The organism is Aquincola tertiaricarbonis, from assembly GCF_000969605.1.
GTDB lineage: Bacteria > Pseudomonadota > Gammaproteobacteria > Burkholderiales > Burkholderiaceae_C > Aquincola > Aquincola tertiaricarbonis.
Genome location: NZ_JZUE01000001.1, coordinates 435336 through 449593, shown reverse-complemented (window position 1 = coordinate 449593; position 14258 = coordinate 435336). Strand labels below are relative to the sequence as shown.

Below are 14258 nucleotides of genomic sequence, written 5' to 3'. Positions count from 1 at the left end.
GGCGGGACGCTCAGGCCTGCGCCGGCTGGTTGTTGCGCAGGCGGATGTGCAGCTCGCGCAGCTGCTTCTCGTCCACCGGGCCGGGGGCACCGGTCAGCAGGTCCTGGGCACGCTGGGTCTTGGGGAAGGCGATCACGTCGCGGATCGACTCGGCCTTGGTCATCAGCGTGATCAGGCGGTCCAGGCCAAAGGCCAGGCCACCGTGCGGCGGCGCGCCGTACTGCAGCGCGTCCAGCAGGAAGCCAAACTTCAGCTGCGCTTCCTCGGGCCCGATCTTCAGCGCGTTGAACACCTTGCTCTGCACCTCGGCGCGGTGGATACGCACCGAGCCGCCACCCAGCTCCCAGCCGTTGAGCACCATGTCGTAGGCCTTGGCGATGCACTGATCGGGCGCCGTGTCCATCAGGTCTTCATGGCCGTCCTTCGGCGCAGTGAACGGGTGGTGCACCGCCACCCAGCGGTCGCCTTCCTCGTCGTGCTCGAACATCGGGAAGTCGACCACCCACAGCGGCGCCCAGCGGTCCTCGAACAGGCCCTTGGCGCGGCCGAACTCGCTGTGGCCGATCTTCACGCGCAGCGCGCCGATGGCGTCGTTCACCACCTTGGCCTTGTCGGCGCCGAAGAACAGCAGGTCGCCGTTCTGCGCGCCGGTGCGCTTGAGCACCTCGGCCAGCGCGGCATCGTGCAGGTTCTTCACCACCGGGCTCTGCAGGCCTTCACGGCCCTTCGCCAGGTCGTTGACCTTGATCCAGGCCAGCCCCTTGGCGCCGTAGATCTTCACGAACTCGGTGTAGCCGTCGATCTCGCCGCGGCTCATCTCGCCGCCGCCCGGCACGCGCAGGGCCACCACGCGGCCGCCCTTGGTGGTGGCGGGGGTGGAGAACACCTTGAAGTCGACGTCCTTCATCACCTCGGTCAGCTCGGTGAATTCCAGGCCCACGCGCAGGTCGGGCTTGTCGGAGCCGAAGCGGTGCATCGCCTCGGCATACGTCATCACCGGGTACTCGGGCAGCTCGATGCCGATGGTCTTCCTGAACACCTGGCGGATCATGTTCTCGGTGATCGTGCGGATCTCGCCTTCGGTCAGGAAGGAGGTCTCCAGGTCGATCTGCGTGAACTCGGGCTGGCGGTCGGCGCGCAGGTCCTCGTCGCGGAAGCACTTGGTGATCTGGTAGTAGCGGTCGAAGCCGGCCACCATCAGCAGCTGCTTGAACAGTTGCGGGCTCTGCGGCAGCGCGAAGAACATGCCGTCGTTGACGCGGCTGGGCACCAGGTAGTCGCGCGCGCCCTCGGGCGTGCTCTTGGTGAGCATCGGCGTCTCGATGTCGATGAAGCCGTTTTCGTCCAGGTACTTGCGCACCTCCATCGCCACGCGGTAGCGCAGGATGAGGTTGTTCTGCATCAGCGGGCGGCGCAGGTCCAGCACGCGGTGCGTCAGGCGGGTGGTCTCGGACAGGTTCTCGTCGTCCAGCGGGAACGGCGGCGTCACGCTGGGGTTCAGCACCTCCAGCTCATGGCACAGCACCTCGATCTTGCCGCTGGTGAGGTTGGCGTTCTCGGTGCCGGCCGGGCGCGGGCGCACCAGGCCCACCACCTTCAGGCAGAACTCGCTGCGCACGCCCTCGGCCGTCTTGAACATGTCGGCGCGGTCGGGGTCGCACACCACCTGCACCACGCCCTCGCGGTCGCGCAGGTCGATGAAGATGACGCCGCCATGGTCGCGGCGGCGGTGGGCCCAGCCCATGAGGGTCACGGTCTGGCCCATCAGGCCTTCGCTGACGAGGCCGCAGTAGGTGGTTCTCATAAAGATCTCTCCGGAATGCTTGGCGGTTCTGGCGGGCGCGTCGGCGCCCAAAGGCAGGAAGTGAGGCTCTGGCGGCGGTGGACCGCAGGGGCTGGGCGCTTGCCAGGCGCTCAGCCCGCCAGATTTCGCTCCACCTCGGGCGCGGGCGGCTCGGCCGGCGTGGACGACAGCACCGCCACCGGCGGCACGGGGGGCACCGGCGGCACCACCGGCAGCGCGGAGGCCGACAGCGGCGGCGCCACCACGCCCATCGAGATGATGTATTTCAGCGCCTCGTCCACGCTCATGCGCAGGGCGATGACCTCGCTGCGCGGCACCATCAGGAAGAAGCCCGACGTGGGATTGGGCGTGGTGGGCACGTACAGGCTCACATGCTCGCCCGACAGCCGCGCGGCCACCTCGCCGCCCGGGCGGCCGGTGATGAAGGCGATGGTCCAGGCGCCGGCGCGCGGGTACTGCACCAGCACGGCTTCGCGGAAGGCATTGCCGTTGCTGGAGAACAGCGTGTCGGAGACCTGCTTGACCGAGCTGTAGATCGACTTGACGATGGGGATGCGGTGCAGCACCCGGCTGCCCTGGCGCAGCGCCCACTGGCCGGCGAAGTTGGTGGCGAACACGCCGGTCAGCAGCAGCAGCACCACCACCACGAACAGGCCGAGGAAGGGAATGTCGCGCAGCGTCTCGATCGGGCCGTGCAGCCCGGTCGGCAGCACCGCCTGCGTGGTGCTGAGGATCCAGCCGAACACGCCGTCCATCAGGCCGAGCACGGCGTGCAGCACCCACACGGTGACCGCCATCGGCAGCCACACCAGGAGGCCGGCGAGCAGGTACTTTTTCAAGGCAGGCTTTCGGGACGCGACGCTCAGCTGGCGTCGCTGCCGCCACCGCCGGTGCTGCCACCGGACGAGGACGGCGCGGCCGCGGCGGGCGCGGCGGCCGGCTTGGCGGCCTCAGCGGCAGGCGCAGCGGCGGCGGCGGGAGCACCCTCGCCCGCCGACACGGCCGGCTTCGTGGTGCCGCTCGAGCCGTTGCGGAAATCGGTGACGTACCAGCCCGAACCCTTCAGCTGGAAACCGGCAGCCGTGACCTGCTTTTCGAACGCCTGCGCGCCGCAGGCGGGGCAAGTGGTCAGCGGCGGGTCGGACAGCTTGCGCAGCACGTCTTTCGTATGGCCGCATTCGGCACAGCGATAGGCGTAGATCGGCATGACAAACCCTTGAAATGAGCGCTTCGACGCAAAAAACGGAACCCGCGATTCTAACGGTCGAGCAGCCCCCGGCGCCTACAGCTGGTGTGCGAGCTGCACCCCCAGCGCGCCGATGCCGAAGCCGATGCCGCCCCAGATGACGGCCAGCAGCAGCCGATTGGTGCGCCGCTGCTCGGCCACCAGGTCGCGCAGCGCACGCGCCTCGTCGGCATGGGCGGTGGCCTTCAGACTCTGGTGCAGCAGCCGCGGCAGCTCGGGCAGCAGCTGCGCATAACGCGGCGCCTCGTTCTTCACCCGCTCCACCAAGCCGCGCCAGCCGATCTGCTCGTTCATCCACCGCTCGAGGAAGGGCTTGGCGGTAGCCCACAGGTCGAGGTCGGGGTCGAGCTGGCGCCCAAGGCCTTCCACGTTCAGCAGCGTCTTCTGCAGCAGCACCAGCTGCGGCTGGATTTCCACATTGAAGCGGCGCGAGGTCTGGAACAGCCGCATCAGCACCTGGCCCAGCGAAATGTCCTTCAGCGGGCGGTCGAAGTGCGGCTCGCACACCGCGCGGATCGCGCTTTCCAACGCGTCGATGCGGGTATCCGCCGGCACCCAGCCGCTTTCCACATGCAACTCGGCCACGCGCTTGTAGTCGCGGCGGAAGAAGGCGATGAAGTTCTGCGCCAGGTATTCCTTGTCGTTCTCGGTGAGCGTGCCGATGATCCCGAAATCGAGCGCGATGTAGTTGCCGAAAGTCATCGGCGCCAGGCTCACCTGGATGTTGCCGGGGTGCATGTCGGCGTGGAAGAAGCCGTCGCGGAACACCTGGGTGAAGAAGATGGTGACGCCGTCGCGCGCCAGCTTCTTGATGTCCACGCCGGCGTCGCGCAGACGCTCCACCTGGCTGATGGGCACGCCGTGCATGCGCTGCATCACCATCACCGTGGGGGTGCACAGGTCCCACACCATCTCCGGCACCATGCACAGGCCCAGATCCTGCATGTTGCGCCGCAGCTGGGCCGCATTCGCGGCCTCGCGGATCAGGTCCAGCTCGTCATGCAGGTAGATGTCGAATTCCGCCACCACTTCCCGGGGCTTCAGCCGCTTGCCGTCCACGCTGACGCGTTCCACCCAGCGCGCGAGGCGGTGCAGCAGGGCCAGGTCGTCCTCGATCACGTCGAGCATGCCCGGGCGCAGCACCTTCACCGCCACCTCGCGGCCGGATAGCAGCGTGGCGAAGTGCACCTGCGCAATCGACGCGCTGGCCACCGGCTCGGGATCGAAGTGCAAGAATGCGGCAGACAGCGGCTTGCGCAGCGCCCGCTCCACCAGCGACATCGCCAGTTCGCCAGGAAACGGCGGTACGTCGTCCTGCAGCTTGGCCAGCTCGTCGGCCACGTCGCGCGGCAGCAGGTCGCGGCGGGTCGACAGCACCTGCCCGAACTTCACGAAGATCGGCCCCAGGCGTTCCAGCGCCATGCGCAGCCGCGCGCCGCGTGGCGCGTCGAAGCGGCGCCCCAGCGTCACGATGCGCGCGATCCAGCGCACCCAGCCCTGCCGGAAGCCCGACAGGGCGATGTCGTCCACCCCGAAGCGCAGCAGCGTGACGACGATCAGCAGCAGCCTGGCCAGGCGCCTCATCGGGCGGCCGCGCTCACAGGCGCCCCGCGCGCCAGCGCGCGGCCCACTGGGCGCCGGTGCCCACGGCCAGTTTCAGGCCGCGCGCCAGGCCGCGGCCGACGGTGGCCACCTCGTGCGCCAGGCGCGGGTCGATCACGCGGGCCAGGTCCGCCTCGATGTCCCAACGCACGTTGTCCACCAGCCAGTTGACGTCGGCCGCCAGGGCGGCGTCGCCCTGCACTTCCATCGGCACCCGGCCGCCCTGCGCCAGCTGGCCCAGCAGCTCCAGCGGTCGGCTGGCGTCCACGCACACCGTCAGGTCGGCCAGCTCCGGCGCGCCGGCATCAGGCGTCCACTCCAGCAGGCCGGCGGCACTGATGTGAAACAAAAGTACGGGCGGAGCGGGCATGAAACGCGGCCACTCGCGCCACTGCACGCCAATCGTGCGCCCCACGTGCTGGCGCAGGCGCTCGGTGGCCACCGGCTCGGCGGACAGCACATGGTTGAGCATCAGCACGACACGTTCAACCAGCGCCGGGGCAAGAAGGGCTTGAAGGCTCTGAAACATCCTTCGATTGTAGGGAGCGCCGCGGTCAACCCCCGGCTACAGGTGGAGGCAGAACCGTCAAGGAATTGAGCGAGAATGTTTTTTGGCCGGTGAAGGACGAAGAGCGAGTCGTCACCCACTCGCACCGGTAGAGCGGCAAGCGCGCAGCGCGCGTGCCTTGAGCCGCCCCCCCCAGACCATCCCAACATGTTCGAAGACCGCAGCTACACGAGAAGGTTCTACAGCGCACCGCAGTCCGTCACCTCGTTCATCGCGGCCTTCATGGAGCCGGTGATCACGGTGCTGGTGCTGCTGATTGCCACCACTGCGTTCGACGTGGACGTTGGTCGCGCCGACCTGGTGCTGTGCCTGCTGGTGTTCGCGCTCACCTTCCCGGGCCGCAACCGTTTCAAGGACGCCGGCATCGCCGCGGCCACCGACATCTTCAGCTCGTGGATCACGCTGCTGGCCATCCTGGCGCTGTGCGGCTACGCCACCAAGAGCTTCGGCTACTTCGAGGAGCGGGTGCTGATCGCCTGGGCCGTCATCACGCCGGTGGTGCAGTGGCTGGCGGTGGTGGCGGGGCGCAACGTGCTGCGCCGCCATGCCGCGCAACCCGAAGCCCGGCGCAAGGCGGTGGTGGTGGGCGCCGGCCCGCTGGGCGTGAAGGTGGCGCGCGCCCTGATGGAAAACCGGGACCAGGGCAGCGACTTCGTCGGTTATTTCGACGACCGTGCCGACGAGCGTGTGGACGGCGGTGCCGCCGGCCAGTTGCTCGGCCGCCTGGCCGCGCTGGCGCCCTATGTGCACGAGCACGGCATCAAGGAGGTCTACATCACGCTGCCGTTGGGCTCGCAGCCGCGCATCCTGCAGCTGCTGGAGAGCGTGCAAGGCACCACCGCTTCCATCTTCTTCGTGCCCGACGTGTTCGGCATCAGCATCATCCAGGGGCGCCTGCAGGACATGAACGGCATTCCGGTGGTGGGCATCTGCGAGACGCCCTTCACCGGCACCAACGAGCTGGTCAAGCGCATCAGCGACATCGTGCTGGCGTCCATCATCCTGGTGCTGATCTCGCCGATCCTCATCGGCCTGGCCATCGGCGTGAAACTCAGTTCCCCCGGCCCGGTGATCTTCAAGCAGCGCCGCAACGGCCTGGATGGCGAGGAGATCATCGTCTACAAGTTCCGCTCGATGCGGGCGATGGACAACGGCACGGTGGTCAAGCAGGCCCAGCGCGGCGACCCACGCATTACGCCGTTCGGCGCGTTCATCCGCAAGACCTCGCTCGATGAACTGCCGCAGTTCATCAACGTGCTGCAGGGCCGCATGAGCATCGTCGGGCCGCGCCCGCATGCGGTGGCCCACAACGAGGAATACCGCAAGCTGATCAAGGCCTACATGGTGCGCCACAAGGTCAAGCCGGGCATCACCGGCTGGGCCCAGGTCAACGGCCTGCGCGGCGAGACCGAGACGATCGAGAAGATGCAGCAGCGGGTGGAGTACGACCTGGAATACCTGCGCAACTGGACGCTGGGCCTGGACCTGCAGATCATCGTGCGCACCGTGCGGGTCATGCTGTTCGACCGCAATGCGTACTGAACCCAAGAACGACGACATCAGAAGGAGAACCGCCATGGTGCTGCGGCCCCAGAGATTGCTCCCCCTCGCCGCCGCGCTCTGCGCCGCGGGCAGCGTGCATGCACAGAGCACGCCGTACTACATTGGCGTGTCGCAGACGTTCACCCATGAGTCGAACGTCTACCGATCGCGAGACAACAAGGTGTCGGACACGATCTCGTCGACGGCCTTGTTCGGCGGCGTCGACCAGATGATCGGCCGGCAGCGGGTGTACGGCAACGCGACGGTCAGCGCCAACCGGTTTGCCGACACCAGCAGCCTCAACAACACGGGCTACGGTCTTCGGGCCGGCGTTGACTGGGCCACGATCGAGCGGATCTCGGGCAACGTCGAGCTGAACGGCAACCAGAGCCTGGCCCGGTACGACAACGGTGTCAGCAGCGAGAAGAACACCTTGCGCGATTGGAAGTTCTCTTCTGCCGTGCGCGTGGGCGTAGTGACGCGGTTGACCGCCGAGGCGATCTACACGCATCGGACGGTCGACTATTCTCTGGCAGCCTACGAGGGCCGCAACTTCAGTCAGAACGCAGTGTCGCTCGGTGGCCGATATCGCTTCAGTGGCGCGCTGAGCGCCGGCGTCGCCGCCCGTTTCACCAAGGGGAGTTACGAAGACCGCGCCACGCCGGACGACTACGATCGCCGCGACATCGACTTCACCGCCACTTGGACGCCCAGCGGCGCCAGCCAGGTAAAGGGCCGCATCAGCCTCAGCGACACCAGCCACTCTGCGGTATCGACGGCCGATTTCAGCGGCGTCACCGGCCAGATCGACTGGGATTGGCGCCCCACCGGCAAGCTGCGCTTCGTCAGCAGCATCGCGCGCGACACCGGCGAGGAAATCAGCCTCGTCACGAGCGTTGCAGACCAACAACTGGTGAACAGCCGGATCAGCACCTCGGCGTCCATCAAGGCGTTCTACGAGGTGTCATCGAAAGTGACAGCGGATGCGGGCGTGCGCTTCGTGCGGCGCAATCTGGATCGCAGGGCTGCCGAAAACTCGCCGCTCGTTGTCGACGACGGGCGCGATCGCACCACGTTTGTCTCTGCGGGCCTGAAGTGGATGCCGACGCGCTCCGTCACGCTCGGCTGTGACCTGGGGCGGGAGTCTCGGTCGGCATCCGGTGGCGGGACCTTTTCCTACGACAGCAACAGCTTCGGCTGCTTCGGGCAGTTCGCCCTTCAACTCTGATCCGGATCTCTGTTCGATGCCCACCGTTCTGCTCACCGGCGCCACGGGATACATTGCCTCGCACACTTGGCTGGCGTTGCGCGCTGGCGGATTCAGCGTCGTAGGCGTCGATGATTTCTCCAACAGTTCGTTCGTCGTGCTCGACAGGCTGCGTGAGTTGTCGGGCGAGCCACCTACATTCGAGCAGGGCAGCGTCACCGACGCGCAGTTCGTCGACGGCGTGTTTTCGCGTCATCGCATTGACGCCGTCATGCACTTCGCTGCTTTCAAGGCCGTCGGCGAATCCACAGCCCGGCCGGTTGCCTACTACGCCAACAACCTGGGCGGCCTGCTGACGGTGTGCGACGCCATGCGCCGCAGCGGCACGCACCGGTTCGTTTTCAGCAGCAGCGCGACTGTCTACGGGGACCCGGAGTCCTTGCCCATCGGCGAAGGCGCGCGCCTGCAGGCCACCAACCCGTACGGCCAGACGAAGTTGATGGGTGAACAGATCCTTTCGGACGTCGGTGCTGCCGAACCGGCATGGCAGACCGCAGTGCTGCGCTACTTCAACCCGGTCGGCGCGCACGAGAGCGGCCGCATCGGAGAGGACCCACGAGGTACTCCCAACAACTTGATGCCCTTTGTTGCCCAGGTCGCAGTGGGAAAGCGCGCCGCGCTGCAGGTGTTCGGCAACGACTACCCAACGCCCGACGGCACGGGTGTGCGCGACTACATTCACGTCAGCGACTTGGCCGAAGGGCACGTTGCGGCACTCGCCCGCCTTTTCGAGCGCACTGGCTCGTTCACGGTCAACCTGGGCACCGGGCGCGGCTACAGTGTGCTCGAACTCGTCGCCGCTTACGAGAAGGCCAGCGGCCGGCCCGTTCCGTACGAGCTTGTCGCGCGCCGGCCCGGCGACATTGCCGCTTGCTACGCCGATCCGGCCCTCGCCCATGAACTGCTCGGCTGGACGGCCAAGCACGATTTGGCGCGCATGTGCGAAGACAGCTGGCGCTGGCAGCGACTCAATCCCAACGGCTTCGCGCCCGACCACCCGACTGCATGAACCACCCCGATACCACTGCCACCCTCAGCTTCACCCCCGTCGTCATGGCGGGCGGCTCAGGCACGCGGCTATGGCCGCTGTCGCGCACCGGCTATCCCAAGCAGTTTCTGGTGTTGTCGGGCAATTCGAGCTTGTTCCAGCAGGCCGTCTCGCGCCTCGAAGCACTCGCGGGCAATGGCCTGACCGTGAACCCGCTGCTGGTGGTCGGCAACGAAGAACACCGCTTCCTCGTGCTCGACCAACTGCGGGAACTGAAGACAAAGGCCGGCGCGGTGGTGCTCGAACCCGCCGGGCGCAACACGGCACCGGCGCTGACGCTGGCGGCACTGAAGGCGCTCGAGGCGGGTGACGACCCGGTCCTGGTCGTCACGCCCGCCGACCAGACCGTAATCGATGGCGCTGCGTTCCGCGCAGCATTGCAGCAGGCGGTGGAAGCGGCTGCCGACGGAACCATCGTCATCCTCGGCGTCACGCCCGACCGGGCCGAGACCGGCTACGGCTACATCAAGGCAAGCGGCCCAGAAGCGGTCACGGCCGTAGAGCGCTTCGTGGAGAAGCCCGATCTCGAGACCGCGCAGCGCTACATCGCCGAGGGCGGTTACTACTGGAACAGCGGCATGTTCGTGCTGCGTGCGTCGGCGTGGATGGCGGCGCTCGACCGCTTTCGCCCCGACATCGCCGACGCGACGCGCTCCGCGTGGGCCGCGCGGACGACCGACGACCTGTTCGTGCGCCCCGGCGCGGCCGAGTTCGCAACCGTGCCTGCCGAGTCGGTGGACTTTGCCGTGATGGAGAAATGCCCGGGCAGCGCCGCGGGCATCAGCATGGTGCCACTCGACGCTGGCTGGAACGATCTCGGCGCCTGGGACGCCGTCTGGCAGGTCGGCCACAAAGATGACGCAGGCAACTGCTGCGTAGGCGACGCCGTGCTGGCCGACAGCCGCAATGTCCTCGTGCACGCCACCAGCCGGCTTGTGGGCGTGGTCGGTCTGGATGACATCGTGGTCGTCGAGACACCCGACGCCGTGCTGGTGGCCGACCGCTCCCGCAGCCAGGACGTCAAGAAGATCGTAGCCCGCCTTACCACCGAGCAGCGTGCCGAGCACACCGCTCATCGCAAGGTGCACAGGCCGTGGGGCTGGTACGACAGCATCGATCAGGGCCCGCGCTTCCAGGTCAAGCGCATCATGGTCAAGCCTGGCGCTAGCCTCAGCCTGCAGATGCACCACCATCGCGCGGAACACTGGATCGTGGTGACGGGTACAGCCGAAGTCACGAACGGCGACAAGGTGATCATCCTGACCGAGAACCAGAGCACGTACATCCCGCTTGGCGAGACGCATCGGCTCGCCAATCCCGGTAAGGTACCGCTGGAGATCATCGAGGTGCAGTCGGGCAGCTACCTTGGCGAGGACGACATCGTTCGATTCGAGGATACCTACGGGCGCGGCTGAGCCGCGCCGCACTGTTCAGATAAAGGCTGGGCCTGCCGCGAAGTTCTCTAGGCCGGGCAACACCGTCGCCAGGTCGCTGCTCGACAAGCCCATCCAGCGGCCCAATGTGGCTGCGTACTGCGTGACGGAGATGCCGGGCAACAAACGTCCTGAGCCCACTTCGTCCTCGGTGCCGAATGCGGTCTGGGGCATGCGTCCGTAGATGTTGCCGCCCTTCACAGCGCCGCCCACCACGAAGTGGTGGCTGCCCCACCCATGGTCGCAGCCGGATCCATTGCTGCGCAGCGCCCGTCCGAAATCGGACGCGGTGAACAGCGTAACGTTGTCTGACAAGCCTGCCATCCTCATTGCACGCGTGAAGTAGTCAATGGCGCCGGCCACACGCTGCATCAGCGCCGGGTGGTAGCGGAGCTGATTGGCGTGCGTGTCGAAGCCGCCGATTGAAACCATGAAAACCTGCCGTCGCATACCCAGTGCCGACTGGGCCATGATGATGCGGCCGACGATCTGCAGCTGCTGGGCAAGGCCGTCTTGGTCAAGCGTGCTGGCGGGCCCGCTGCCCGCCGAAATGGCAGTCCGGGGAATTGGGATCGCAGGCGTGGACGCCAGGGCACTTGCCATCGATGAGTACGTATCCATTGAGCGCTGCACGATCCGGCTGTACTCGGCCTGGATGCGCCCAGAGCCTGGATCGGTCAACAAGCGGCGCAGACTTGCGCCGGCCGTCATCGAAGCCATCGGCGCCTTGTAGTCCAGGGATTTGACCTTCACTGCGCCGTCGACGCTGACCTCGTAAGGCGTAGTCGAGTTGCCCGCCAGGAAGACGGCGTTGCCGCTCGCGGAGATTGCAGTGAACACCGGGTGCGCGTTGCCGGAAGCGAACAGATCTCCCATGCGACCACCCCAGCCCGAACGTGCCCCTTCAGGCGACAACGATTGCCACGTGGACATCTGGTCGTTGTGCGAAAAAAGCTTCGCAGGCAACCCCGCACCGGCAACGAATTGGGCCTTCGTCGTTGGCCTGACCAGCGTGCCGACATTTGCAACTATTGCCGCCTCCCCAGCGTCGTACAGCGAACGCAGGGGCGCCAAGGCGCTGGGCATACCGAACTCGCGCCCGGACCCCTGGGACGTCTTCAGGCCGATAGGCTGCAGCCCTGATCGCGCCAGCGCTATGGAAGACCGCGCCGCTGCGTACTCCGCATAGCCATCCGCGTCGACAGGAACCACCCAGTTGTGCGAGTCGTTGCCCCCATGCATGTAGAGGCAGACCAGGGCCTTGTACCCGGTGCCGTCATCGGCATGCGCCGAATTGTGCGCGGCCAGAGCGCCCAATGATCCAAGGCTCAGTGCGAAGGCGTTGCCACCGGTTGCCCCCGTGCGCGCGGCAATGGTCGAAATCCCGGCTGCCGCAGCGACGAACTTGCGGCGAGAAGCGTTGAACGAGTTCATTTTTGCACCAGATATTCAGGAGAAACCATGGCCAGGAAAACGGCAAGCCGGGCGCGATCCAGATTCTTGTTGCTCGACGAGGCGCTGACGCCTTGAACGGCTTCCAAAATCGTGTTTCGCAGGTTGCCCGACATGCGGCCGGCGTAAAGCAGCAAACTGACATGCTCGACGAGCTGCGTTGGATCGGCAGCGGCCAGCTTCAACTCGGCTTGATAGCCCGTGGTGACGTCGCGCCCGTTGCCATACCAGCCGGCACCCACACTCATCAGTTGTTCGACCTGGTTGATCCAGGCTGCGACGGTGGTTTCGTTGACGATCTGCAGTTCGGGCGAGGTCAGTCCGTCGCGGGCGAACGCACCGGTCGGCGGCACATAGCCAGGTCGGTAGAAGCTGAATACGCTCGGTGAATACAGCGGGCGCTGGCCCAGGCGTTGCAGCTCGTTGGTGATGGTGAATTCACCCGAAACAGAGTTCGCATTGAACGCCCGGATCCAGTTCGTCATCCGGAGCACCGGCTCACGCAGTTTGCCGCCATCGGCGGTCGGCAGTTGCCGCGCTTCGGCGTCGAGCAGGATCGCTCGCACGACTGCCGCCATGTCCCCGCGTACGCCCTTTCCGTTGTTGTTGAAAACCTTGGCGACCCGCGCAACGTAGGCTGGGCTCGGGTTGCTGGTGACCAGCTTCTGGATCAGCTGACGCCCGATGAACGGCCCGACGTTCGGATGCATGAACAGCGCATCCAATGCCATCTTCAAACCCTCGGCGGCGCCGGCTCCCTCGGGGATGGTGACTGCGTTCGGCTTTCCTGCAAACAGCGTCTTGGCCGCCGTCGATGTCATGCCCGGATAGGGCTTCATCCGTTGCAGGTCGCTGGTGTCGCCAGCTGCATAGTTCGGGATTCCGTACTTGAAGTTGGCGAGAGTAAGCTGACTGTCGTCGAAACCCCAGGACCAACCCGTGAAAACCTTGGCCAAGGCCATCACGTCGTCGTTGTTGTAGGTTTCGATCGGCTTGCCGCCATAGAGCTTGCGGCTCCCATCCACGTTCAGCTCGTACAGCCCGATGGTGAAGAGCTGCATCAGTTCGCGTGCGAAGTTCTCGTCGGGCAACCGCCCCAGCGCAGGATCCTCCTTCAGGTTGCGGATATGCGACAGGTAGTAGCCCATGGCAGGGCTGAGCGCAATCTCCTCGATCATCGTCCGGAAATTTCCAAACGCCAGGCGGTTCAGCATGTCGCAATAATTTGCGAACGCCCTGGGATGCGCCAAGCCACCCGAATCCATGAGAGAGGTGACAAAAATCTGGTGCAGCGAATAGGCAACCCGGCGGCGCAGTTGGTCGGGCGACTTTGCTGCAGTTCGCCAAAACGTGTACTCGTTCCACTCATGGCTGAACTTCTTGCCGCCGGGCAGATAGTCTTCGCCCTTGTCGAATTTCGCCTGGATGCCCTTCACGAATTCCGGCGACGACGGCATGCGCATCTGCTCATCGAGCCACGTCGAATAGGAAATACCGCTCAGCCGCTTGATCTCAGCGGCCGTCGGTCCGAAGGTCGCCTGACTGAGGAATCTGGCTGCATCGTAAGACGCGCTTTGCGCAGCCACGCTCTTGGCTTCCGCGCTGGGCCATGACAGGCGCAACGCGCCGTTCCAGGCCATGTTCTCGCGCCCTGCCACGACGTCGACGCCGTCGAACGCGAGCAGTCCCTTACCCTTGTCGTAGCGGACGATAGGGGCGCTGGCCTGCACCGTCGTCATGCCGTCATCGATCGACGCCACATAGAGGTTGCGGTCCTCCGTGGATGTCGAGCCGTCATTGGTGAAGACGATGTCGACTTCGGCACCCGCCGGCAGTGACGTCACCGGGAAGCGGTAACTGGCCAGCGTCTGCGAGCGAACTTCCACCACACCCACGCTTTCGCCATTCACGCGGACCTCCATCCGGGGGCCGACGTTGACGGCCAGCGTGCCGCTGGCTCGCACCGTCAAGGTGGTGCCTGCGGCCGCTTCCTGCGCCTGGACGTGAAGCGGCTGGGTGGCGGTGGCTGCCATCAGCAGCACCGGCAGCGTCGCGCGTCCGAGCAGGCGGGACGCGGCGTTTGATTGATGGCTGGTCATGTTTGGACAGGTAGGTGAACTAGGTTGCAGCGAGAGACTGCAGCTAGCTTTCTTATCGGGTCTACCTCGATCCGCTTGAGCACGCCAACGAACTCAAACCATTACAGTAAGTACCTCTATGTATCCAAGTGTGTAAGATGTATCTTACGCGCAGCGGTATTTTTTCCGCGGTTTGGCGCCAGCGGCGAGCGCCTATA

11 protein-coding genes are annotated in these 14258 nt (G+C 65.9%); 4 read left to right on the top strand and 7 right to left on the bottom strand.

Annotated features, from left to right (window positions below):
* Positions 1-10: 10 nt before the first annotated feature.
* The 5 genes from aspS to VO99_RS02115 all read right to left on the bottom strand — a co-directional run bounded on the left by aspS (position 11) and on the right by VO99_RS02115 (position 5181).
* On the bottom strand, positions 11-1804 hold the full coding sequence (aspS, locus tag VO99_RS02135; RefSeq protein WP_046111111.1) for an aspartate--tRNA ligase: 1794 nt from the start codon (positions 1802-1804) through the stop codon (positions 11-13).
* A gap of 110 nt (positions 1805-1914) precedes the next feature.
* On the bottom strand, positions 1915-2643 hold the full coding sequence (locus VO99_RS02130) for a DUF502 domain-containing protein (RefSeq protein WP_083440284.1): 729 nt from the start codon (positions 2641-2643) through the stop codon (positions 1915-1917).
* A gap of 23 nt (positions 2644-2666) precedes the next feature.
* The gene (locus VO99_RS02125; protein ID WP_046111110.1) at positions 2667-3011 is read right to left on the bottom strand and encodes an FmdB family zinc ribbon protein; all 345 of its coding nucleotides are present in this window, start codon (positions 3009-3011) and stop codon (positions 2667-2669) included.
* A 75-nt stretch (positions 3012-3086) separates the two neighbouring features.
* Positions 3087-4634: a ubiquinone biosynthesis regulatory protein kinase UbiB gene (ubiB, locus tag VO99_RS02120; RefSeq protein ID WP_046111109.1), complete on the bottom strand. Its 1548-nt coding sequence runs from the start codon at positions 4632-4634 to the stop codon at positions 3087-3089.
* Between the two features lie 13 nt (positions 4635-4647).
* Entirely contained in the window at positions 4648-5181 is a 534-nt protein-coding gene (locus VO99_RS02115; RefSeq protein ID WP_046111108.1) for a hypothetical protein, read from the bottom strand.
* Positions 5182-5367: 186 nt separating this feature from the next.
* Here VO99_RS02115 and VO99_RS02110 point away from each other — a divergent pair, with 186 nt between their 5' ends.
* Genes VO99_RS02110 through VO99_RS02095 form a run of 4 tightly spaced genes read left to right on the top strand, consistent with a single transcriptional unit; the run spans position 5368 to position 10492 of the window.
* Entirely contained in the window at positions 5368-6762 is a 1395-nt protein-coding gene (locus VO99_RS02110) for an undecaprenyl-phosphate glucose phosphotransferase (protein ID WP_083440283.1), read from the top strand.
* A gap of 34 nt (positions 6763-6796) precedes the next feature.
* Entirely contained in the window at positions 6797-7990 is a 1194-nt protein-coding gene (locus VO99_RS02105) for a porin family protein (RefSeq protein ID WP_046111107.1), read from the top strand.
* A gap of 16 nt (positions 7991-8006) precedes the next feature.
* A complete protein-coding gene (gene galE / locus VO99_RS02100; RefSeq protein WP_046111106.1) occupies positions 8007-9038 on the top strand; it encodes a UDP-glucose 4-epimerase GalE in 1032 nt (343 codons plus the stop codon).
* Positions 9035-10492, top strand: a complete 1458-nt coding sequence (locus VO99_RS02095) for a mannose-1-phosphate guanylyltransferase/mannose-6-phosphate isomerase (protein WP_232315236.1) — start codon at positions 9035-9037, stop codon at positions 10490-10492. Before galE ends, VO99_RS02095 begins: the two co-directional genes overlap by 4 nt.
* 15 nt (positions 10493-10507) lie before the next feature.
* Here the strand turns inward: VO99_RS02095 and VO99_RS02090 are convergent, their stop codons facing one another.
* Complete coding sequence (locus tag VO99_RS02090; protein ID WP_046111105.1) at positions 10508-11944, bottom strand: DUF1501 domain-containing protein; 1437 nt, start codon at positions 11942-11944, stop codon at positions 10508-10510.
* A complete protein-coding gene (locus VO99_RS02085) occupies positions 11941-14061 on the bottom strand; it encodes a DUF1800 family protein (RefSeq protein WP_052736032.1) in 2121 nt (706 codons plus the stop codon). The genes VO99_RS02090 and VO99_RS02085 overlap by 4 nt, the downstream gene beginning before the upstream one ends.
* Between the last annotated feature and the right edge of the window lie 197 nt (positions 14062-14258).

Excerpts from the sequence above, each read along its gene's own strand:
- aspS (WP_046111111.1), bottom strand. The coding sequence starts at position 1,804 with ATGAGAACCACCTACTGCGGCCTCGTCAGCGAAGGCCTGATGGGCCAG.
- VO99_RS02125 (WP_046111110.1), bottom strand. The coding sequence starts at position 3,011 with ATGCCGATCTACGCCTATCGCTGTGCCGAATGCGGCCATACGAAAGAC.
- ubiB (WP_046111109.1), bottom strand. The coding sequence starts at position 4,634 with ATGAGGCGCCTGGCCAGGCTGCTGCTGATCGTCGTCACGCTGCTGCGC.
- VO99_RS02115 (WP_046111108.1), bottom strand. The coding sequence starts at position 5,181 with ATGTTTCAGAGCCTTCAAGCCCTTCTTGCCCCGGCGCTGGTTGAACGT.
- VO99_RS02110 (WP_083440283.1), top strand. The coding sequence starts at position 5,368 with ATGTTCGAAGACCGCAGCTACACGAGAAGGTTCTACAGCGCACCGCAG.
- VO99_RS02105 (WP_046111107.1), top strand. The coding sequence starts at position 6,797 with ATGGTGCTGCGGCCCCAGAGATTGCTCCCCCTCGCCGCCGCGCTCTGC.
- galE (WP_046111106.1), top strand. The coding sequence starts at position 8,007 with ATGCCCACCGTTCTGCTCACCGGCGCCACGGGATACATTGCCTCGCAC.
- VO99_RS02095 (WP_232315236.1), top strand. The coding sequence starts at position 9,035 with ATGAACCACCCCGATACCACTGCCACCCTCAGCTTCACCCCCGTCGTC.
- VO99_RS02090 (WP_046111105.1), bottom strand. The coding sequence starts at position 11,944 with ATGAACTCGTTCAACGCTTCTCGCCGCAAGTTCGTCGCTGCGGCAGCC.
- VO99_RS02085 (WP_052736032.1), bottom strand. The coding sequence starts at position 14,061 with ATGACCAGCCATCAATCAAACGCCGCGTCCCGCCTGCTCGGACGCGCG.